Source organism: Halopolyspora algeriensis, assembly GCF_003337235.1.
Taxonomy (GTDB): Bacteria; Actinomycetota; Actinomycetes; order Mycobacteriales; family Pseudonocardiaceae; genus Haloactinomyces; species Haloactinomyces algeriensis.
Map to the genome: position 1 here is coordinate 76,181 of NZ_QPJC01000005.1, position 20,600 is coordinate 96,780.

Here is a 20,600-nt window from a genome sequence, read left to right on the forward strand (position 1 = left end):
GAGAATCCGATGCTTCGTTCCGCTTTACTGACCGCAGCCCGCTCCGAGGGCATCCGGCGGACCGTGGAGGCCAACCCACTCACCCGTCCGGTGGTGAACCGCTTCGTCGCGGGCACCGCACCGCAGGCAGCTCTGGACGTCACCCGCGAACTGGCCGAGCAGGGCATGTCCGTCACGCTCGATCACCTGGGCGAGGACACCGAGGACACGGTGCAAGCCACGACCACGGTGCGGGCCTACCAGCAGTTGCTGGCCGCACTGCACCGTGCCGGTCTGGCCGAACGCGCGGAAGTGTCGGTGAAGCTGTCCGCGATCGGCAGACTCCTGCCCTCCGACGGCGACAAGATCGCGTTGGACAACGCCCGGCGGATCTGCGAATCGGCGGAAGCCGCGGGCACCACCGTGACAGTGGACATGGAGGATCACACCACCACGGACGCCACCCTGGAGATCCTCGCCGACCTGCGCGCCGACTTTCCCCGCGTGGGTGCCGTCCTGCAGGCCTACTTGCGCCGCACCGAACAGGACTGTCGTGACCTCGCCACGAAGGGCTCGCGCGTCCGGCTGTGCAAGGGGGCCTACTCCGAGCCCGCCTCGGTGGCGTTCCGGGACAAGCACGAGGTGGACCGGTCCTACGTTCGCTGTCTGAAGACGCTGATGGGCGGAGAGGGGTATCCGATGGTGGCCTCCCACGACCCCCGGATGGTGGCGATCGCCTCCGAACTGGCAGCGCGAGCCGGACGGGCACCGGGCAGCTACGAGTTCCAGATGCTCTACGGTATCCGCCCGGCCGAGCAGCGGCGTCTCGCCTCCGGAGGCGAGACGGTCCGGGTGTACGTGCCCTACGGCACCGAGTGGTACGGCTACTTCATGCGCCGTCTCGCCGAGCGCCCCGCCAATCTCGGGTTTTTCCTTCGCTCCCTGCTCGGCAGGAGGTAGGGAGTGCGCGGATAGGCTTGCACAGCGGTGCCGGCTGCTTACGTGGGTACAAGCGACCGACGTCGCTCACCCGGCGGTCGTTATGGCCGAAGCAGGTGGCGCCCCTGTCCGCGTGAGCTGGTAAAGCAAAACGGTCTCCATCGACCACGCGAGGTCGATGGAGACCGTGTCACACCGATGACGGTGCGCGATGCTGGGTTTGAACCAGCGACCTCTACCGTGTCAAGGTAGCGCTCTCCCGCTGAGCTAATCGCGCGAGGCGGAGGCGGGAATCGAACCCGCGTACAGGGCTTTGCAGGCCCTTGCCTCAGCCACTCGGCCACTCCGCCGAACTGAAAGATCCATCCGAGAACGGACTGGATCCGAAACTTCCAGAGCGGACGACGGGATTCGAACCCGCGACCCTCAGCTTGGCAAGCTGATGCGCTACCGCTGCGCCACGTCCGCCTGTGCCACGACTGCTTCCGGCTTACCCGCTTCCGCTTACCGGACCGCTGGTTCACCGGATGGCTCCGTCGCGTTGCATGCAAAACTCTAGCCCACGCCTCCAGCGGCGATCAAACCGGGTCCCGGATTACCCGCGTGCCGCCGCTGAACCGGGCTTTTCCCGGTCAGTGCCATCCGGCCGAGCTCGTGTTCGCTCAGGACAGGTCGTGCGGCAGCAACCTCGTCAGCGCATCGTCGACGTTGACCCACAAATTCTCGTTTCCGGGCACGACGACGTCGTACGTCCGGTCCAGGAAGTCGGCCAACTCCTGCGCCGAGGCCTCGAACATGGCATGACCCGACGGCGAACTCAGCTCGACCACGACCACCTCGGGGTCGTCGACCGAGGGGCGAATGGCCACATCTCCCTCGCCCGCCTGCGCGATCAACCCATCGGCCAGCAGGTCGCGCGCGAAGACCCACTCCACCCAGCCGGCCCGTCCCGTCCGGAACGCAGCAATCACGGCGTACGGGTCACGAGTGTCGTAGCGCAGCTCCACCTGCACAGGCACAGCAGGCGCCTGCGGAGCCAGCAGATCGAACACCGCCGTCGAGCGCAGTGTCACGTGATCGTTACGCATCGTCCTCGCCTTTCTCGTCTCTCCCGATCCTTCATCGGATCGGACAACACAGTTGTGACGGTTATGGGGGCCCGTTCGCTCGTAACTTGCAAATAGATCACCCGTCCAGGGGAAAACTAATTCGCTGGGCAACCGGGAAATCACACGGAGTATTCGCTTTCTCTCGGGTCGACGATGCCTCCGGACAGACCTGCCGCTGCCAACACCGACACCCCACACCGAAGGTCTTCCCCTCGCCGAGCGCACCCACACCCGGTCACGCTCATTACTGCCCGTCCTCGAACCTCGATGGCGGAACGCCACTCCGATCGCCACGGACCCGGCGAGTTCGATCACCGACCACGTCCGGAACGAACCCGCTTTCGGCGCCCGGCGATCACCACCGGGAAAGCCCCGTTTACGGGCGCCTTACCACGGGGTTACACCGCAGGGCGCCACGCCCAGGTTAGGCGATTCCACCTGCACACCAACCGTATGCGCAAGAGCTCGGCGAGACGCTCACCACACCGGTTCACAAGAATGGGCCAACGCCACCGGCCGGAGGCATCCGAGACATGCCTGCACAGGCGTGGCCGACCCCATGGTGAAGAGATCCTCATCACAGTGTGATACATCTCCACCCGTCCGCGCCGGACGGGAACACCGGTCGGCAACAGCGCGCATCAATCCCGCTCGATTTCCGAGCAACACCCGACAACGTCGGCACCAGGCCGTACCCTGAGTGGCGTAGCGGACTGCGCCCGCCTTCGGGCGAGACAGGGGGTCGGCGCACGGTCCCGTATTGCACATCCGGCATGTGGCAGGTGAACTGAGCCCTGAGTAGTACAGCCAGGCCGGACTCGCGCACGACAGAGCGCGAGTCGGCTCACGGACACTCGATGCCGAGGCATCCACGCCTGCACGCGTGGCGGGACAGGTTGCACGAGCGCCGGGAGAGGATTCGCCGCAGGCCCACCCTGAACACGATCTACCGGGGAGCCCTGGGAGCGGTCGGAGGCATCGTGTTCCTGGCGGGGATCCTCATGGTCCCTTACCCCGGCCCCGGCTGGATCACCGTCTTCGCCGGTCTCGGCATTCTCGGTACCGAGTTCGCGTGGGCGCACCGCGTGAACATGTTCGCCAAGCACCACTACCACCGGTGGATGTGGTGGGTCAGCCGCCAGCATCCCTTCGTCAAACTGCTCGTCATGACAGGCACCTGCCTGGTCGTCCTGGTGACGCTGTGGTTGCTCGGAGCATTCGCCCTGCTCGGCGAGTGGGTCGGGCTGCCGTGGGGATGGCTGCAGTCCCCCCTTCTCGAGCCCTGAATGCGATCGTGTACTGTTTTCCCTGCCGCCGCGGAAGGCGGAGCGGGCGATTAGCTCAGCGGGAGAGCGCTTCGTTCACACCGAAGAGGTCGCTGGTTCGAACCCAGCATCGCCCACAGTCCGAAGAGCCAGCATGCAAGATCCCCGGCGCCGCCGGGGATCTTTTTTGTTCCCGGAAGGAAATGCGGTCGGCGGAGATGACGGCGACGAGTGATGTGACCATCGTGGGCGGGGGCATCGTCGGGCTCGCGACCGCATACGCCCTCGTACGTGGGCAAACGACCGTTCCCGGCAAGCCCCGCAGGCAGCCGGCAGTCACCGTCATCGACAAGGAGCAGGACTGGGGAACACATCAGACCGCACGGAATTCCGGGGTGATCCACAGCGGACTCTACTACCCGCCGGGCAGCTCGAAGGCCCGCTTCGCCCGGGCAGGCGCCGAAGCGATGTACGAGTTCTGCGCCGAACAGGGCATCCCCGCCCAGCGCACCGGGAAGGTGGTGGTGGCAACGAGTCGGCCCCACCTTCCCCGGCTGGCCGAACTGGCTCGGCGGGGGCGGGCCAACGGAGTACGTCTGAGCGAGATCGACGGTGCGGAGCTCCGCGAGCGCGAGCCCCACGCCCGGGGTGTCAAAGCGCTGCTGGTCCCCGACGCGGGAATCACCGACTTCGCCGCGGTCGCACGTCGCCTCGCGGCGATCCTGCAGGCCGAGGGGGTCGAGCTGCGCGCGAACACCGAACTCCGTGGCGTCCACCGTGAGAGTTCGAGTGTGGTGCTGTCCACGACGACCGGTGACATCCGTACTCGCCGCGCCGTGAACTGCGCGGGGCTGCACAGCGATGTGGTCGCCCGAATGGCAGGCAGCATCCCACCGGCACGAATACTGCCGTTTCGCGGCGAGTACTTCCACGCCACCGGATCCGGTCGCGACCTGGTGCGATCACTGATCTACCCGGTTCCGAACCCGGCCTTTCCCTTCCTGGGCGTCCACCTGACCCGCACGGTCGACGGAAGCGTCCATATCGGGCCGAATGCCGTCCCCGCACTGGCGCGCGAAGGGTACGACTGGCGTACCTGGTCCGCCGCGCACCTGCGCTCGCTGGCTCGAGATCGCGGGCTGCGCACCCTGGCACGAAAGTACTGGCGCACGGGTGCGGGCGAGATCGCACGTTCGGCGTTCACACCGATGTTCGTCCGTGCCGCGCAGGAACTGGTGCCCGAGGTGCGGGGACGGGACCTGCATCCTGCCGGGTCCGGCGTACGTGCCCAGGCCGTCACCTCCGACGGGACCCTGGTCGACGACTTTCTGTTCACCGAGGACGAGCACTGGGTGCACGTTCTCAATGCCCCCTCACCGGCGGCGACCGCGTCGCTGCTGATCGGTCGGGATATCGCCGCCCGCGCGAGCTCCCCCTGGAGCGGTTGATCCCGTCGCCCGCACAGGAGTCGACCGGCGGCCTCAGCCGCCCTCCCGCGCCGGCCGCACCCGACGCACGACAGCATGCAGCACACTGCTGACGATCGTGACGATGATCGCTCCCCAGAAGGCGGGCCAGAATCCGTCCACGTGGAACGGCAACGCCAGTCGGCCTGCAAGCCAGCTCGTGAGCCAGAACAGCAGCGCGTTGACCACGAGACCGAACAACCCGAGCGTCAGCACGTAAAGCAGGCATCCCAGCGTCTTGGCCACCGGCTTGAGTACCGCGTTGACGACGCCGAACACGATCGCGACGACGGCCAGGGTGACGATCCGCGTTCCGGTGTCCTGCCCACCGAGGGTGACGCCGGGCAGTGCGGTGGTCACCCACACCGCCACCGCGGTAACCAGAATATGCACCAACAAGGCCAAGGGGCATGACCTTCCTGCTCGGCGACGGCGGACGAGTGCAACGCTACTGGCCGTACCGCCGGGCAGTGGCACCGGCCGGCGAGGACATCGAGGCACCGCTCGCCCGCTGCCGCGCAGGCATCCGGACCGCGGGGGCTGTCCCGGTTCCGTACTCGACGGTAATCTCTGGGCACCTCACCCGAGCCCGCGTACGCACACATGCATGCGGGTCGGAAACGGTCGGAAGGCACACCGACGGCGATCGGCGAAAGGCGGAAGAGGACGACCATGCGCATCGGGATGCCGCTGAACTACAGCGGAGGGTTCAAGGAAACGATGGCCGAACTGGCCCTCCACGAGAAAGCCGGCCTGGACATCGTCTACGTGCCGGAGGCCTACTCCTTCGACGCGGTCAGCCAGATGGGGTTCATCGCCGCCCGCACCGAGAGACTCCAGATCGCCTCCGGCATCCTGCAGATCTACACCAGGACCCCCACCTCGACCGCCATGACGGCAGCAGGCCTCGACTACGTCTCGGACGGGCGGTTCACCCTGGGAATCGGAGCCTCCGGACCGCAGGTGATCGAGGGCTTCCACGGTGTGCCCTACCAGGCTCCGCTGGGACGCACCCGCGAGATCGTGGAGATCTGCCGCAAAGTCTGGCGACGCGAGAAGCTCACCCACGAGGGCAAGCACTTCCAGATCCCGCTGCCCGCCGAGCAGGGCACCGGCCTCGGCAAACCGTTGAAGCTGATCAACCATCCCGTGCGCGACCGGATCCCGATCATGATCGCGGCAATCGGTCCCAAGAACGTCGCCATGACCGCCGAGATCGCCGAGTCGTGGGAGCCGATCTTCTACGTTCCGGAAAAGGCCCACGAAGTCTGGGGGCAGTCGCTGGCCGAGGGCAGAGCCAAGCGTGACGAGACGCTGCCCGAGCTCGACACCGTCGTCCAGGCCCCGCTGGCCATCGGCGACGGTCTCGACGACCTGCTGGATTCGATGCGTCCCATGCTGGCGCTCTACATCGGCGGGATGGGCGCCAAGGGGCGCAACTTCTACAACAGTCTCGCGCAGCGATACGGCTACGAGGCCGAGGCGGAAAAGATCCAGGATCTGTACCTGGACGGCAAGAAGGACGAAGCCGCCGCACACGTGCCCACCGACTTGTTGACCAAGACATCGCTGATCGGTCCCGAAAGCCACGTCCGCGAGCGGCTGGCGGCACTGAAGGAGTCCGGGGTCACGACCCTCAACGTCACCCCGCTGGCCGGTACCGCCGACGAGCGGGCCCGCCTGATCGAGCGTATCCGGGCACTTTCCGAGGAGGTCTGAGACGACGAGGGGGTGATGCCTCCGCCTCACCCCCTCGTGGGCGCTTCTCCCCACCGTGGCGCGGTTTCCCCTTCGGCAGCGCGAGAGACTGGGAGACGTGACCACATCGACGCTGTTCCATCTGCTGCCCTTGCGTTCCTACCGCGCTTCCCCCGACTCGCCGATCACCTCGCCGACTCTCGAACACGAGGGGTTCGTGCACTGCTCACCCGACCTGGAAACCACCCTCGCGGTGGCCAACGGCCTCTACCGTTCCCACGAGGAACCCATGGTCGCGTTGGAGCTCGACGAGCAGGCCCTGACAGCGCCCGTACACCGGGAAGCGGCGGTGCCGGCCCCACCGGAGGGGGTGGCCGCCGACACACTGTTCCCGCACGTCTACGGTCCTCTCGACCGTGCGGCGGTCCTCGACGTTCATTACGCGCGCCGCGACGTGCACGGGCACTTCCTCGGTTTCGAGCGGCGTGATTGCTGTGCCCGGGAACTCGACCTGCTGCCGCACCCGGAAGGCGGCTGGTACCGGCGTACCTGGACCAGTTCCGTCACCACCCACGTTGCGGGCAAGCAGGACGAGCGCCCGACCGCAACGGCAATCTACTTCCTGCTGCCCGCCGGACACAGTTCGGCCTGGCACACCGTGGCCTCGGACGAGCTGTGGCTGTGGCATCGCGGCGGTCCCCTGGTGCTGACCTGCGCCGGCGACGGTCCCCACCCGCAGGCCCGGCAGGAGTCGATCACCCTGGGCCCGGACATCGCCGCGGGCCAGATGCCGCAGGCGGTGGTCCCGGCGGGGCACTGGCAGCGGGCGGATGCCTCGGCCGAAGCCGAGACGCTGGTCAGCTGCGTGGTCTCCCCCGGCTTCGACTTCGCGGATTTCCGCACGCTGTGACGAACGGGCGCGGCGACGACGGAGTGTGCTCGCGGCCGCACCACGCGGCTCATCTCGGCGTGTTCGCCGGTGGGTTGCCGTGGCGCTGGCTGGCCACGCACGCGAGCGCGGCCACCGCCAGCACGCCCGATGCCACGGCCACACGCCCCTGACTGCGCCTTCCGGGCAGAGAAGCGAACGTGGCCTGCCCGGTCCGCCCCGGCCCGGGCGTACCGCGACGCCGCACAACCTGTCGCGAGTGATCCTCCCGGTGCCCCACCGGCCTGTTGCGGGACACCGGTGTGCCCGTGGTGCTCGATTCGCGTGCCGCGACTGCGGCGCTCGCTTTCCCCATCCGGTGGGTACGAGCAGGTGTCGGCTGCTGCCCGGACGGCACGCTGCGCGAACGCGGGCGCCTGCGTGGCCTTCCCCCGACCACGCGCTGCTCGATCCAGCACATCGCCACCAGGGACCCCAGGATCACCCCGATCCCCCCCGTTGCCGACACCGCGAACACGGCCAAGGTATTCACAGTCAACCACCCCCGACATGGTTGTTCGCCGCGACGGGCCGCGCGAAACGCAGCGGGCCCCAGCGGCTCGCGAAGCCGGTTCTCGCACTGCACCGACTTCCACCAAACTTTCCCGTCAACCGTAAGTCGCCGGAACGGTGGACGCTGACTCCAGCTCAGCACCTACCACGATAGGAGGAATTTCTGCGGATCGGGGGAATCTTCGTACCTGCCGGGCTGCAGCAGTAGAAGCCACGCTGTGATCCTTCCGCCTCGGCGCAGCACAGCGGCCACACGCGACGCTACCCTCGGATAAGGCGCCCACAGCATGAAGGCGGCAAGCCCGGTCGCCTGCCGCCCGGCGCGAACGCGCAGGATGTCGGAGAAGCAACCGGGCAAGCCGAAGGAGCCCACAACACGTGCGCTCGGGGCGTGTGCTCGACGAAGCGGAGGTGCCCGGCCGTGAAGGGCTACAGCGTCCACCTGCTGTTCCACATACTCGCCACTGTCGTCGGCGTCGCGTGCGGGACAGCGGCCGCCTTGTGGCTGTTCGACCACATGGCCGTGGCCCTGTGGATACTCCTCGGCGCCCTCCTGCTCGGCATTCTCGTACTTGCCGCCCAGGCGCTCTACATTCGAGGAAACCCGGGCGAGCGATCGCGGCCACGGCAGGCACGGACCGGCTCTGCGGTGCGGACCGGAACGCGGCCGGACCTGCCTGCCGACATCGGGCAGGAGCCCGGAACGGCGCGTTCCGAACCCCGGAACCACCGGTAGGAAGGCAAGCAGTGGACGGACGAGGCGGCACCGGCAACGATCAGTGCACGTGCTCGACCGTCCCCGCGGCCGCCGAGCGACGAGCCGCCTCGATGACCTCCAGGCCGGCGACGGAATCCGCCGGGTCCACCGGTGGCGCTGTCCCGTCGTGCAACGCCCGCGCCACGCCCGCATAGAACGCCTCGTAACGTCCGAGCTCGCTCGGCCGGGGGTGAACCTCCTCTCCGGAACCGAGCACGCCCCACCGCTGCGCGGGCTCCTGTCCCCAACCGTCCGCACCCGGCCGCCTGCCCGCACGGAGATCGTTCTCCTGCGGGTCGAACCCGTACTTGGTGTAGGCGGCCCGGTCACCGAGCACCCGGAAACGAGGGCCGTGCTGGGCCGCGAGCTTGCTCATCCACAGGTGCGTGCGCACACCTCGCGTATGCGCCAGTGCGACGAACGTGTCGTCGTCGACCTCGACGCCGGGCCTGCGGACGTCGGTTTCGGCGAACACCGTCGAAACCGGCCCGAAGAGCTGCAACGCCTGATCGATCAGGTGGCTGCCGAGGTCGTAGAGCGCTCCGCCTGCCTCCGCAACCGGGCCCTGATCCCGCCACGTGGATTTCGGTGCGGGTTCCCACCGCTCGAAGCGCGATTCGAAGCGATGGATCGTGCCGAGCTCGCCGGAGTCGAGTATCACGCCCAGGGTGAGCATGTCGTTGTCCCAGCGGCGGTTCTGGAACACCGTCAACATCAGCGCACGGTTGCGGGCCTGGTCGATCAGTGCCCGCCCCTGTTCGGCCGTAACGGTGAACGGTTTGTCGACCACCACGGGCAGGCCGGCCTCCAATGCTGCCGAGGCCAACTCGAAATGCGTTCTGTTCGGGCCGGCGACCACGATCAGATCGAGTTCATCGGCCCGGTCGAACAGCGATTGCGGCTGCGCATGCACCGCTGCCTCCGGGTGGTCGGTGCGCACCCGGTGCTGCCGTTCGGGATTCGAGGTCACGACGGCGTCGAGACGCAGATGGGGGTCCGCGGCAATCAGCGGAGCATGGAAGGCAGCGCCTGCGAGCCCGTATCCGACAAGGCCGACTCTCAGTTCGTGCGCCGGAGAAGTCATGCACTCATTACACCAAGCGACGAGTCCGGGCTCCGCGGCACGGCCTCTCGGTCCCGTGCACACCCGATACGGACACGGCAGGGTGTCTGCTCAGGCGGACGCGGGCCCGGTCGAGCGATCGCGGACAGGAGACCTGCCGCTCGAGCCGTCCTCTCCGGTGAGTACCGCCTGCCCGGGAGAGACGAGCCCGGTCTCGTACGCCATGATCACAAGTTGGGTTCGCGAGTTCAGATGCAGCTTCTGCATCACGTGATACAGGTGGGACTTGACCGTCAACTCCGCCAGGCCGAGGTTGCGGGCGATCTCCGCGTTGGAACCACCCCGCGCCACCTCCAGCAGAACGTCGCATTCCCGTTCGGTCAACGACGCCAACTCGGTGGAGCAGTCCCGAATCCCCAGATCGGCAAAGCGCTGCAGGAGCCTTCGTGTCACGCTCGGCGCCAGCAGCGCTTCCCCCGACGCTACTGTGCGCACGGCCTTGACCAGCTCTTCCGGCGGAGCGTCCTTGAGCAGAAAACCGCTCGCCCCGGCACGCAACGCGGCGTAGACGTACTCGTCGAGATCGTACACGGTCAGCATGATCACCGAGGTCTGTGCCTCGGTGATCGTGATGATCTCGCGGGCCGCGGCGATTCCGTCCGTACCGGGCATGCGTACATCCATGAGCACCACGTCGGGGCGGCGCCGCTTGACCGCGGCCACGGCCGCCTCGCCGTCGGCGGCTTCGGCCAGGACGCGCAGGTCCGGCTCCGCGGACAGCAGCGCGACGAGTCCGCCACGAATCATCGCCTGATCGTCTGCGACGACTACGTCCGTGACCGAAGCATTCACCCCGGACCTCCTCGGGTCTCAGGCCAGGTCCGAAATTTCCGGGCACGGTAGCACGGCCGACAAGTGAAATCCGTTCGCAACAGGATGCGCGGTCAGGGCACCACCGAGCAACGACACGCGCTCACGCAAGCCGATCAGTCCGTGACCCGGCACCGACGAGCCCTCCTCATGGGAGACGTCCACCTGGGGCTTTTCCATCTCGGCCGGGGTTTCCGGGTTCGTCGCGTGGTTGGTGACCTCGATATGCAGCGCCGACCTTCCGTAATCGAGCAGCACTCGCGCGTACCCGGTCGCAGCATGCTTGAGTACGTTCGTCACGGCTTCCTGCACGATGCGGTAGGCCGTGACCTCCACACTGGGCCCGAGCTCTCGGACCGTCCCACGACGCTCGAGGCGCCACACCACTCCGGTGTCGCGAACGGACTCGACCAGAGCGTCCACTCGGCACAGGCCCGGCGCGGGGTGCCGGCCCGGATCCGGCTCATCCGGCACCGAGACCGCGGTGCCCGCATGACAGTGCTCCTGCCGGAGCGCGCTCAGCAGGTGACGCATCTCCTCCAGCGCCGAACGCGATGTGCGCTCGAGCTCACCCAGAGTTTCCCGCGCATGCTCGGGATTGCGGTCCACCAGGCGACGAGCCACGCCCGCACGCAGGGCGACCACGGACAGATTGTGCGAGACGATGTCGTGGAATTCGCGGGCGATCCGGGCGCGCTCGACCGTGGCGGCTTCGGCGGCCAACTGGTCCCGGGCCTGGTCCAGCAGCATCACCGTCTGTTCCAGCTGCTCGGCACGCTGCCGCTTCACGTGCATGGCGCGCCCCCACCCGACGACCATCACGAGATTCACCACCGAACCCACGATCGTGAAAACACCCTCGTCCACGGGCTGGAACGGCAGACGAGTCAGGGGCCACACCATGGCGGCTGCGGCAGCGGCCACCGATCCCGCCAGGTCGGCGCGCAGGCACACCGAGTACACCCCCACGAGGATGGCCAGGTTCAGCACCCCGATCGGGATCTGCAGGTAGCTGAGCACGATCGTGACGACCAGCATCACGAGCAGTCCCGTCCAGGGCAGATGCCGCCGGACCAGCAGCAGGCTCATGGCCGGAACGCTCAGCAGCAGCGGCCACCACCACAGAGCGCCGGACGGACGGGGCGAAAGAACGAGAACGAGAAGATGCGTACCGGCGAAGACCAGCAACAACGCCACGTCGATCGGGAAAGCTCGGGACACGGCCACACGCAACACGGCATGCAGTATGCATGGATGCCTGCGGGTTCCGTCATGACCGGCGGCGGGCAGCCAGCAGAAAGCTCCCGGCCAGAATGGCCACGGCTGCGGCGGCCAGCCACGCACTACGCAGGCCGGCGTGCTCGGCGAGCAGCCCGAACAGCAACGGGCCGCCACTCCCACCGATGTAGACACCCGTCTGGGTGACCGACGTGGCGCCAGCCACTCTCCCCGGATTCAGGTGTGCGACCGCGAAGTTCAGCAGTCCCGGCCATGCCCATCCCGCACCGAAGCCGACGATCGCTCCCAGGAGGAACGGTGTGGTGGTGCCGAGCGCCATCAGGCCGTACCCGAGCGATCCCACGAACAGCATCGTCGTAATGACCCGCAGGGTGTCGGGATTCTTGCGGTCGGCTGCCACCCCGGCCAGCAACCGGACCGCGAGCCCGGCCGCCGACCCCAGGGACAACACCAGACCGGCTGCTGCGGGGCCGAAACCGACCTGCACCGCCGTCGTGGTGACGAACGCTCCCAGCGCGTTCGCCGCTGCCGAGCCCAACCCGGCAGCCGCAGCCAGCAGAAGCAACGCTGCGCGCCCACTTCCCGAGGAGGACTCCTGCGCCGACCCGGCCCCGTGGCTGTCGGCAGCCGGTGATCCGGGCACGAACAGCGCCGCGCAGCACCCCGTCACGGCCGCCAGCACGAAGGCCCAACGCCAACCGATCGTCAGGGCCACGGCGGGGACGGCAAGACCGGACAGCAGGGTCGCTGCGGGAATCGAGGCCTGCTTGACCCCGAACGCCGTGGCCCGGACACGCACGGGAACGTTCTGCGTGATCAGCAGATTGGCCGCGGGCTGGCCCAACGAGTTCGGCAACCCGGCCAGCCACACGACCGCGATCAGCCAGGCGGCGTTATCACTGGCGCCCAAGCCGAGCAGGCACAGTGAGCTTCCGACCGCGGCCAGCCGCATGGCACGCGAGGCACCGATGCGCTCGACCACCCATCCCATGGCCCGGGAAGCCAGTGCGGCCACTCCGAAGAACCCGGCCGTGCCGAGTCCCAGGACGGCCGCACCGAATCCGAGTTCGCGCTGAAGCTGGACACCGAGCCCGCCGACCAGGAAGACGGGAAGGATCCCGGCGGTGACCACGGCGGCCACCGGCACGAGGGTGCGCACCGTGCCTGCACGGGCGTGCCTCATCGAGTGGGGCTTCACCGCGTCAGTCACGGAAGGCGGGGATTCCCGTCATGGCCTGGCCGATGGTCAAGGCGTGCATCTCACCGGTGCCCTCGTAGGTCAGCACCGATTCGAGATTGGTCATGTGCCGGATCACAGGGTATTCGAGGGAGATGCCGTTCGCACCCAGCACGGTCCGCGCAGTGCGCGCGACTTCCAGCGCCCCGCGCACGTTGTCCAGCTTGCCGAAACTCACCTGCTGCGGCAGCAGCGTTCCGGCATCCTTGCGGCGGCCGAGATGCAGCGCCAACAATCGTCCATTGTTGACCCTGACCGCCATGTCGGCCAACTTGGACTGGGTCAACTGGAAACCGGCGATCGGCTTGCCGAACTGCTCGCGGCTGCGGGAGTAGTCCAGCGCCGCCTCCAGGCAGTTGCGCGCCGCACCCGTGGCTCCCCAGACAATCCCGTAGCGGGCCTCGTTGAGGCAGCTCAGCGGGCCACGCAGGCCCACGGCCTCGGGCAGCGCCGCCTCATCGGGCACACGCACCTCGTCCAGTACCAGCTCGCTGGTCACCGAGGCACGCAGGGACAGCTTCTGCGTGATCTCGGGAGCCGAGAAACCGGGGGTGTCAGTGGGGACCACGAAGCCACGCACCCCCTCGTCGGTCCGGGCCCAGACGACGGCGACATCGGCCACACTGCCGTTGGTGATCCACATCTTGCGCCCGTTGAGCACCCAGTCCGAGCCGTCCCGGCGCGCCCAGGTCCGCATCGAAGCGGGATCGGAACCGTGGTCGGGCTCGGTGAGTCCGAAGCAGCCGATCGCCTCCCCGGCCGCCATCTTCGGCAGCCACTGCTGCTTGTGCTCCTCCGAGCCCCATCGCCAGATCGCGAACATCGCCAGCGAGCCCTGCACCGACACCAGCGACCGCAAGCCCGAATCGCAGGCCTCGAGCTCCTCGCAGGCCACGCCGTAGTCCACCGCCGACATCCCGGCGCATCCGTACCCTTGCAGGTGCATACCGAGTACGCCGAGTTTGCCCAGTTCTCGAGCGAGATCGCGGATGCCGGGCAACTCGCCGCGCTCGAACCAGTCGCCGACGTACGGCGTCACGTGGTCCCGGCACAGGGCGCGCACGCTGTCGCGGATCGCGAGTTGCTCGGTGCTGAGCTCGCCGTCGATCCCCAGCGGGTCGTACGGGTCGAACTCGGGGCGGGTGCCGCTGGCATTCATCACTAGCCTCCTCGAAAACGGACGTCACGCGTGGGATGTGCCCGGCACGGCCCTACGCGGGATCGGTTTGGCGACCGGCGGGGAAAGCCGGGGACAAGGGTGGCAGTGCCCCCGAGTGGTCCTGCCCGAGCCAGGCGAGAACTTCCTCGGTGTGCTCGCCGAGTTCCGGTGGTGCGACCGGCGGGGCGCAGCCGGCTCCGGAGAACTCGATCGGCATCCGCACCTGGGGCATGTCCGCGTTCTCCGGAGTGACGAGCGGCTGCAGGCCGAGGGACTCGGCGTAGCGCACCGCGCTCGAGAGATCATTGACTTGCCCGCAGGCGATCCCGGCTCGCTGCAGGCGCTCCTGCCAGGCCGCCGCTGGCCGGGCGCTGAGGACGTTTTCCAGCATGCCCACCAGTTCGGCCCGGTTGGCCACCCTGGCCGCGTTCGTCGCGAACCGGGCATCGTCGGCCGCGCCGAGCAGCCCCAGCGCCTCGGTGAGCCTCCGGAACTGGTCGTCGTTGCCCACCGCGACGGCCAGCAGCGCATCCTCGCACTGCAGGGTCTCGTACGGGGCGATACTCGGATGCCGGTTGCCCATCGGCTCCGGATCGACTCCGGTCGCCAGGTAGCCGCCCAGCTGGTTGACCAGTCCGGACAGCAGGCTCGACAGCAGGTTCACCTCGATGTGCTCGCCCAGGCCGGTCGTCGCACGCCGGCGCAGTCCCGCCATGATGCCCAGCGCGGCATCCTTGCCGGTGAATACGTCGACGACAGCCACCCCCACTTTGGTGGGGGGTCCCTCCGGGCTGCCCGTGATACTCATCAGGCCGCCGACGGCCTGGACGACGAAGTCGTATCCGGGCAGGTCGGCACCATCACCGCTGCCGAAGCCGGAGATCGACGCGTACAGCAGCCCGGGGTTGATCTCGCGAAGGCTCTCGTAGTCCAGCCCGTACCGTGCCAGCGCCTCGGGCCGGTGGTTCTCCACCAGGACATCGGCCCTGCGAGCCAGCTCGACAGCGGCCGCGCGGTCCCGTGGCTCGGTGAAATCCAGAGCGATACTGCGCTTCCCGCGGTTGAGCGACTCGAAGTAGGAGGAGCTGCGCTGTGTCCACGGCGGTCCCCATGCACGGGTGTCGTCCCCCTGCCCGGGGCGTTCGACCTTGACGACCGTGGCTCCGAGGTCGGCCAGCAGCATGGTCGCGTAGGGACCCGCCAGGACACGGCTGAAGTCGGCGACGACCACACCGTCCAGCGGTAGCGTTCGCCCCATCGGAAGAACCAGACCTTTCCGCGCGCATCGGTGCATGCTCCTCGCCGGCGCGGCACCGGCGGACAAGTATCGCCAGGAAGTTGCGTGGCTTGCATGACGAATTTGGATCCAATATACAGTTGTCGCGACGCCGGTCAACCTTTCCGCGGCGGGCACCCGGCTCCACCGGCTCGGGACATCCGGGGGCGAATCGACAAGGGCCGGGCAGACCCGCGCCAGCCAACACCGGGAGTGGCGATGTCACGACCACCCACGACCCAGGAGTTCGTTCTCGACGAGCTGCGCAAAGCGATCGTCTCCCGGCGGTTGTCGCCGCGGCAGCCGATCCGCCAGGACGCGATCGCCCATCAGCTCGGCGTCAGTCGTGTGCCCCTGCGGGAAGCCCTGAAAACCCTGGAGGCCGAAGGGCAGGTCGTCTACGAGCCGCATCGCGGCTACTCGGTGGCCGAACTGTCCCTGTCGGATCTTCTGGAGGTCTACCGTCTACGGGACCTGCTGGAATCCGAAGCCGCCACGGTCGCCGCGCGGAAGTTCACTGACACGGATCTGGCCCGTGTCCTCGACGCGCAACGCGACGTGGAAAGCGCGGCCGACGGCAGCGACCTGGTGGGCATGATCACGGCCAATCGGAGGTTCCACTTCGCCCTGCTGGAACCGGCCGGAATGCCACGGCTCCTGCGGATCGTGCGCACCCTGTGGGATGCCACCGACGCCTACCGCGCGGTCTACTACAACTCCGACGTCAACCGGGCCCGCGTCCGCGACGAACACGAGAGGATCGTGCAGGCCGCGAAACAGCGGGACGCCGAGGCACTCACCACGTTGCTGGACACGCACCGCAGGCACGCGGTGGACGCCCTTCGGGCGACCCTGGACGCCGACGGGTCACCGGGATGATGGCGCTCTCACTCTCGGGTCGAGCACCCGCCTGCCGGTGACCCGCTGCGCGGTGCCGCCTCATCCGTACTCGTAGAATCCCTTGCCGGACTTCTTGCCCAGCAGCTTCGCGTCCACCATGCGCTGCAACAGCGGTGGTGCGGCGTAGGACGGATCCTTGTACTCGGCATACATCGAATCCGCAACGGCCTTGATGGTGTCCAGGCCGACCATGTCGGACAGCCGCAGCGGGCCCATCGGATGCGCACAGCCCAGCACCATGCCGTTGTCGACGTCCTCGGCGGTGGCGAAGCCGCCCTCGACCATCCGGATCGCCGACAGCAGGTACGGCACCAGCAGGGCGTTCACCACGAAGCCCGCACGGTCCTGGGCACGGACCGTTTCCTTGCCCAGCCGTCCCGTGGCGAAGTCGGCTGCCCGCTGCGTGGTCTGCTCACTGGTCAGCAGCGAGGGAATGAGCTCGACCAGCTTGAGCACGGGGACCGGGTTGAAGAAGTGAATACCGATCACCCGGTCCGGCCGCTTCGTGGCCGCGGCGAGCTTGGCGATCGGGATGGAGGAGGTGTTCGAGGCCAGGATCGCCTCCGGATCGTCGATCACCTGGTCCAACTCGGCGAAGACCTTGGTCTTGACCTCCTCGTTCTCCGCGATCGCCTCGATCACCAGCTCGCGATCGTGCAGCTCGTTCAGCGAGGTGGTGGTGCGGATGCGTTCCTGCGCGGCGTCACGGTCGGCCTCGCCGATCTTCTGGTTCTGCACCGCCCGGTCCAAGGACTTCCGGATCCGCGAGCGCCCCGCCTCGGCGGCCTCGTCACTGACATCGGTCAGCACCACGTCCAGTCCGGCCCGGGCACTGACCTCGGCGATCCCCGATCCCATCTGGCCGGCGCCGATCACACCGACGCGTTGAATCTCCGTCACCACACTGTTCCTTTCGGTCACCACACGTCCGGCCCGGCACATGCCGCAAGCCGGCACCTCGTCGACCACCGATCATGCCAACAACGAGCGGTTACTGACCGGTAAGCGTGCCACACGCCACGGGACCGGGACTCGTGACCCGCGTGAGCCGCCCCGCCTTGCAGCCCTTCAGGGCAGCGACGAGGGAGGTGCCGTCGACCCGCCCCCCAAGCGGCGGCGGAACCAGTCGGCGGCGACATCGGCCACTTCCTCGAGAGCTCCGTTCTCCTCGAACAGGTGGGTCGCCCCGGCCACGACGTGGATCTCGTGCGTGGAACGCAGTTTCTCGGCTGCTTGCCGGTTGAGCGCGAGGACGTCCGTGTCCTGTCCCCCCACGATCAGCAGGGTCGCAGCACGCACTCCGGCCAGGTACTCGTCCGCCAGGTCCGGGCGCCCTCCTCGGGAGACCACGGCACGCGTGACCTCCGAACGGCGCGCGGCAGCACCCAGCGCGGCAGCGGCCCCGGTGCTCGCCCCGAACAGGCCGAGCGGCAGCGACCGGGTCCGGTCGTGTTCGGGCAACCAGTCGATCACGCCGAGCATTCTGCGCACCAGCAGGTCGATGTCGAACCGCAGGTGACCGGTTCGAGCATCGAGGCGCCCTTCCTCCTCGGTCAGCAGGTCCATCAGCAAGGTGGCCAGCCCCACCCGCCGGAGTTGCTCGGCGACCCAGCGGTTTCTCGTGCTGTGCCGGGACGATCCGCTGCCGTGGGCGAACACGACCAGCCCGTGTACCTCCTGCGGGAACACGAGGTCACCGATGAGTTCCTCGCCCGCTCCCGCCCCGACGGCGGGCAGTGACACCTGCGTGCTCTCCTCGCCTGCCCGGGAGGCGTCCAGGTCAGCGTCCACTGTCCTCGATCCGTTCGGCGTCCTCTTCCGGCATCCTGCCCGAGGCTCCCTCGTCGATCGCATCGGCGCCTTCCCGCGTCATGGCGGATCGGCCGGTGGGTTCCACTTCTTCTCCCTCCAGCACCGCACCGTGGTCGGCCTCGACGGGACGTGCGGCAGCCTCTTCCTCGTCACCCTCGTCGGCGACCTCGGCAGCGGCGCGCTCGTCGACCGACTCGTCCAGCTCCTGCATGCGTGTCTCGGTCAGCGGCCGCTCCGTTCCCCCGGTGGGGGTGTCGGGACGCTCCTCGGCCAATCGCCGATCGAGTGTCTCCCCCTCTCGCTGTTCGCGCGGGGTCGGCCGCTCCTCGGCGATGGTGGACCAGTGCTCGGACGGTTCCACCCCCTCCTCCAGGGGGTCGACGGCCAGCTCGTCCTCGTCCAGGTTCTGGGCGGACTGCAGGTTGTTCGGATCCTCCGGGTCACCGGAGTCCGGTTCCACCTCGTTCGCCGACGGTGTGGTGCCCTCGAGTGGATCCGACATGGGTTCCTCTTCCTTTTCGCAGCACGCGTTGCTCTCCCGACGCGGTTGTCCTGCGATCGTGATTACCCCGTGGCGGGGGCCTGCCAAACGCGAAGTCCGGTGGCGCCACGCCGTTACCGACGAGTAGAAAAAAGGGGCGATCACCGAGACGAAGGAGTTCACCGTGGGACAGCTACAGACCGAGATTGAACCGAGCGAGGTCGGTCTCGACGCGCAGCGGTTGCAACGCATCGACCGGCACTTCGCGCAGTACGTCTCCGACGGCAGGCTCCCGGGATGGCTGGTTCTTGTCGCACGCCACGGGAAGATCGCGCACCTGGCGACCCACGGCATGCGCGACGTCGAGGCGGGGCTCCCCGTGGAGTCGGACACGCTGTTCCGCATCTACTCCATGACCAAGCCGATCACCTCGGTGGCGGCGATGATGCTCTACGAACAGGGCGTTTTCGAGCTCACCGACCCGATCAGCCGCTTCCTGCCCGCCTTCACCGATCAACGGGTCTACGTCAACGGCTCCGCCGACCGGCCGCAGACCCGTCCGGCCACCGAACCGATCCGCATCTGGCACCTGCTCACGCACACGGCCGGGCTGACCTACGGTTTCCACCACATCCACCCGGTGGACCGGATGTATCGGGACGCGGGCTTCGAGTGGGGCCACCCCTCCGAGCTCGACCTCGCCGGCGCCTGCGATGCGTGGGCCGAGTTCCCGCTGCTGTTCGATCCGGGACAGAGCTGGAACTACTCGGTGGCCACCGACGTCCTCGGCCGACTGGTCGAGGTGGCTTCCGGGCAGGCACTCGAAGCGTTCTTCCGCGAGCACATCCTCGACCCGCTGGACATGCGCGACACCGGTTTCAGCGCCTGTGAGCAGGACGGTGACCGGCTCGCCGCCCTCTACACGGCCGACCGCGCGGGCAAGGCGGTGCGCAACGACAGGTTCGGCCGCGTGGCCCATCACCAGCCCCGGGTGTTCTCCGGCGGCGGTGGTCTGATTTCGTCGGCCCGGGACTATCACCGCTTCACGCTGATGCTGCTGGGCGGCGGTCAGCTCGAAGGGGCCCGCCTGTTGAGCAACCGCACGGTCGACTACATGACCCGCAACCACCTACCGGGCGGAGCCGACCTGGAAACCCTGGCCATGGGGACGTTCTCCGAGACGGCCAACGCGGGCAAGGGTTTCGGGCTCGGGTTCTCGGTCAACGAGGATCCGACCGCTTCCAAGGTCGTCTCCTCGGTCGGGCAGTACGCCTGGGGCGGGGCCGCCAGCACCTCTTTCTGGGTCGATCCGCGCGAGGAGCTCACCGTGGTGTTTTTGACCCAGTTGCTGCCCTCCAGCACGCACCCGATCCGATCCCAACTGCAGCAGCTCGTCTATCAGGCACTGGTGGACTGACCGGGCAGTCGGGGACACACGGTGATCGCTGCCGACTACCCGGTGACTCCGGTACTCCGGCAGCCGGCGGGCCCCGCTACGTTCGACGTGGCGGGGCCCGCCGGAGCGGGCAGCCGCGTCAGCTACCGCGGTTCTCGCCCAGTTCCTCCACGATCGGGTTGGTGGGCGTCTGCGTCTCGTGCTCGGCCAGCCCGCTCTGGGACCGGCGCTCCTGCTGGGCCTTGTCGGAGTCCGACTGGCCCTCCTCGATCCCCTTGTCCAGTGGCACGGATCGCATGACCTCGGCCACATTCGTGTAGTCGCCGAGCGGCATCGCCCGCAGGGCGCGGACGGTGCCCTCGTCGGCGCCGTTGTTCTCGGCGTAGGTGACGATGTCCTCTTTGCTCGCCGGGAAGTCCGCTGCCGACAGCGTCGCTTCCACAGCCTTGCGATCGGTCGTCATGGCTTCCTTCCGTGTAGCTCGGTGGCGCGGGATGCACGGTGCGCACACCG

The 20,600-nt window shown here is 68.0% G+C and carries 21 protein-coding genes and 4 tRNA genes; 9 read left to right on the forward strand and 16 right to left on the reverse strand.

The features are described 5' to 3' along the window. Positions 1-9 precede the first annotated feature (9 nt). Positions 10-939: a proline dehydrogenase family protein gene (locus tag DFQ14_RS09990; RefSeq protein ID WP_114452942.1), complete on the forward strand. Its 930-nt coding sequence runs from the start codon at positions 10-12 to the stop codon at positions 937-939. A 184-nt stretch (positions 940-1,123) separates the two neighbouring features. Here DFQ14_RS09990 and DFQ14_RS09995 read toward each other — a convergent pair. The 4 genes from DFQ14_RS09995 to DFQ14_RS10010 form a co-directional block, all read right to left on the reverse strand. Then, a tRNA-Val gene (locus DFQ14_RS09995) sits at positions 1,124-1,195 on the reverse strand. Between the two features lies 1 nt (position 1,196). Further along, a tRNA-Cys gene (locus DFQ14_RS10000) sits at positions 1,197-1,268 on the reverse strand. 46 nt (positions 1,269-1,314) lie between these two features. Then, a tRNA-Gly gene (locus tag DFQ14_RS10005) sits at positions 1,315-1,386 on the reverse strand. 194 nt (positions 1,387-1,580) lie between these two features. Next, the gene (locus DFQ14_RS10010; RefSeq protein WP_114452943.1) at positions 1,581-2,006 is read right to left on the reverse strand and encodes an SsgA family sporulation/cell division regulator; all 426 of its coding nucleotides are present in this window, start codon (positions 2,004-2,006) and stop codon (positions 1,581-1,583) included. Between the two features lie 878 nt (positions 2,007-2,884). On the opposite strand from DFQ14_RS10010, the gene DFQ14_RS10015 reads away from it, so the two are divergent. From DFQ14_RS10015 to lhgO, 3 genes are all read left to right on the forward strand, one after another. Further along, positions 2,885-3,313, forward strand: coding sequence for a TIGR02611 family protein (locus DFQ14_RS10015; RefSeq protein WP_114452944.1), 429 nt, complete (start codon positions 2,885-2,887; stop codon positions 3,311-3,313). Between the two features lie 44 nt (positions 3,314-3,357). Then, a tRNA-Val gene (locus DFQ14_RS10020) sits at positions 3,358-3,429 on the forward strand. Positions 3,430-3,510: 81 nt separating this feature from the next. Next, positions 3,511-4,740 (forward strand): L-2-hydroxyglutarate oxidase, encoded by a 1,230-nt coding sequence (gene lhgO / locus DFQ14_RS10025; RefSeq protein WP_114453095.1) that lies wholly within the window; start codon positions 3,511-3,513, stop codon positions 4,738-4,740. Positions 4,741-4,773: 33 nt separating this feature from the next. Here the strand turns inward: lhgO and DFQ14_RS10030 are convergent, their stop codons facing one another. Continuing rightward, positions 4,774-5,163: a phage holin family protein gene (locus DFQ14_RS10030; protein ID WP_114452945.1), complete on the reverse strand. Its 390-nt coding sequence runs from the start codon at positions 5,161-5,163 to the stop codon at positions 4,774-4,776. A gap of 267 nt (positions 5,164-5,430) precedes the next feature. On the opposite strand from DFQ14_RS10030, the gene DFQ14_RS10035 reads away from it, so the two are divergent. Both DFQ14_RS10035 and DFQ14_RS10040 read left to right on the forward strand, forming a co-directional pair. Beyond that, positions 5,431-6,477 carry an LLM class F420-dependent oxidoreductase gene (locus DFQ14_RS10035; protein ID WP_114452946.1) on the forward strand — a complete coding sequence of 349 codons (1,047 nt, stop codon included), beginning with the start codon at positions 5,431-5,433 and terminating at the stop codon, positions 6,475-6,477. A gap of 97 nt (positions 6,478-6,574) precedes the next feature. Beyond that, on the forward strand, positions 6,575-7,366 hold the full coding sequence (locus DFQ14_RS10040; RefSeq protein WP_114452947.1) for a cupin domain-containing protein: 792 nt from the start codon (positions 6,575-6,577) through the stop codon (positions 7,364-7,366). A gap of 49 nt (positions 7,367-7,415) precedes the next feature. Here the strand turns inward: DFQ14_RS10040 and DFQ14_RS22115 are convergent, their stop codons facing one another. Beyond that, complete coding sequence (locus DFQ14_RS22115; protein ID WP_141921324.1) at positions 7,416-7,877, reverse strand: hypothetical protein; 462 nt, start codon at positions 7,875-7,877, stop codon at positions 7,416-7,418. A gap of 441 nt (positions 7,878-8,318) precedes the next feature. Between DFQ14_RS22115 and DFQ14_RS10045 the strand changes: the two genes are divergently transcribed. Continuing rightward, a complete protein-coding gene (locus DFQ14_RS10045) occupies positions 8,319-8,633 on the forward strand; it encodes a hypothetical protein (RefSeq protein ID WP_114452948.1) in 315 nt (104 codons plus the stop codon). Positions 8,634-8,673: 40 nt separating this feature from the next. On the opposite strand, the gene DFQ14_RS10050 is transcribed toward DFQ14_RS10045, so the two are convergent. From DFQ14_RS10050 to DFQ14_RS10075, 6 genes are all read right to left on the reverse strand, one after another. Further along, positions 8,674-9,738 carry a Gfo/Idh/MocA family oxidoreductase gene (locus DFQ14_RS10050; protein ID WP_114452949.1) on the reverse strand — a complete coding sequence of 355 codons (1,065 nt, stop codon included), beginning with the start codon at positions 9,736-9,738 and terminating at the stop codon, positions 8,674-8,676. A gap of 90 nt (positions 9,739-9,828) precedes the next feature. After that, positions 9,829-10,569 (reverse strand): response regulator, encoded by a 741-nt coding sequence (locus tag DFQ14_RS10055; protein WP_114452950.1) that lies wholly within the window; start codon positions 10,567-10,569, stop codon positions 9,829-9,831. Positions 10,570-10,587: 18 nt separating this feature from the next. Continuing rightward, positions 10,588-11,823: a sensor histidine kinase gene (locus DFQ14_RS10060; protein WP_246195592.1), complete on the reverse strand. Its 1,236-nt coding sequence runs from the start codon at positions 11,821-11,823 to the stop codon at positions 10,588-10,590. 34 nt (positions 11,824-11,857) lie between these two features. Beyond that, entirely contained in the window at positions 11,858-13,009 is a 1,152-nt protein-coding gene (locus tag DFQ14_RS10065) for an MFS transporter (RefSeq protein WP_114452951.1), read from the reverse strand. Between the two features lie 19 nt (positions 13,010-13,028). After that, positions 13,029-14,222, reverse strand: a complete 1,194-nt coding sequence (locus DFQ14_RS10070; protein ID WP_114452952.1) for an acyl-CoA dehydrogenase family protein — start codon at positions 14,220-14,222, stop codon at positions 13,029-13,031. Positions 14,223-14,274: 52 nt separating this feature from the next. Further along, positions 14,275-15,480 carry a CaiB/BaiF CoA transferase family protein gene (locus DFQ14_RS10075; protein WP_114452953.1) on the reverse strand — a complete coding sequence of 402 codons (1,206 nt, stop codon included), beginning with the start codon at positions 15,478-15,480 and terminating at the stop codon, positions 14,275-14,277. A gap of 237 nt (positions 15,481-15,717) precedes the next feature. Here DFQ14_RS10075 and DFQ14_RS10080 point away from each other — a divergent pair, with 237 nt between their 5' ends. After that, positions 15,718-16,377 carry a GntR family transcriptional regulator gene (locus tag DFQ14_RS10080; RefSeq protein WP_114452954.1) on the forward strand — a complete coding sequence of 220 codons (660 nt, stop codon included), beginning with the start codon at positions 15,718-15,720 and terminating at the stop codon, positions 16,375-16,377. Between the two features lie 60 nt (positions 16,378-16,437). Here DFQ14_RS10080 and DFQ14_RS10085 read toward each other — a convergent pair whose 3' ends face one another. From DFQ14_RS10085 to DFQ14_RS10095, 3 genes are all read right to left on the reverse strand, one after another. Next, the gene (locus DFQ14_RS10085) at positions 16,438-17,298 is read right to left on the reverse strand and encodes a 3-hydroxybutyryl-CoA dehydrogenase (RefSeq protein WP_114453097.1); all 861 of its coding nucleotides are present in this window, start codon (positions 17,296-17,298) and stop codon (positions 16,438-16,440) included. Between the two features lie 168 nt (positions 17,299-17,466). Then, positions 17,467-18,141 (reverse strand): dienelactone hydrolase family protein, encoded by a 675-nt coding sequence (locus DFQ14_RS10090; protein WP_420810151.1) that lies wholly within the window; start codon positions 18,139-18,141, stop codon positions 17,467-17,469. 37 nt (positions 18,142-18,178) lie between these two features. Then, on the reverse strand, positions 18,179-18,712 hold the full coding sequence (locus DFQ14_RS10095) for a hypothetical protein (protein WP_179951533.1): 534 nt from the start codon (positions 18,710-18,712) through the stop codon (positions 18,179-18,181). A gap of 163 nt (positions 18,713-18,875) precedes the next feature. Here DFQ14_RS10095 and DFQ14_RS10100 point away from each other — a divergent pair, with 163 nt between their 5' ends. Next, complete coding sequence (locus DFQ14_RS10100) at positions 18,876-20,108, forward strand: serine hydrolase domain-containing protein (RefSeq protein WP_114452956.1); 1,233 nt, start codon at positions 18,876-18,878, stop codon at positions 20,106-20,108. 118 nt (positions 20,109-20,226) lie between these two features. Here the strand turns inward: DFQ14_RS10100 and DFQ14_RS10105 are convergent, their stop codons facing one another. Continuing rightward, positions 20,227-20,550, reverse strand: a complete 324-nt coding sequence (locus DFQ14_RS10105) for a DUF2795 domain-containing protein (protein ID WP_114452957.1) — start codon at positions 20,548-20,550, stop codon at positions 20,227-20,229. Positions 20,551-20,600 lie beyond the last annotated feature (50 nt).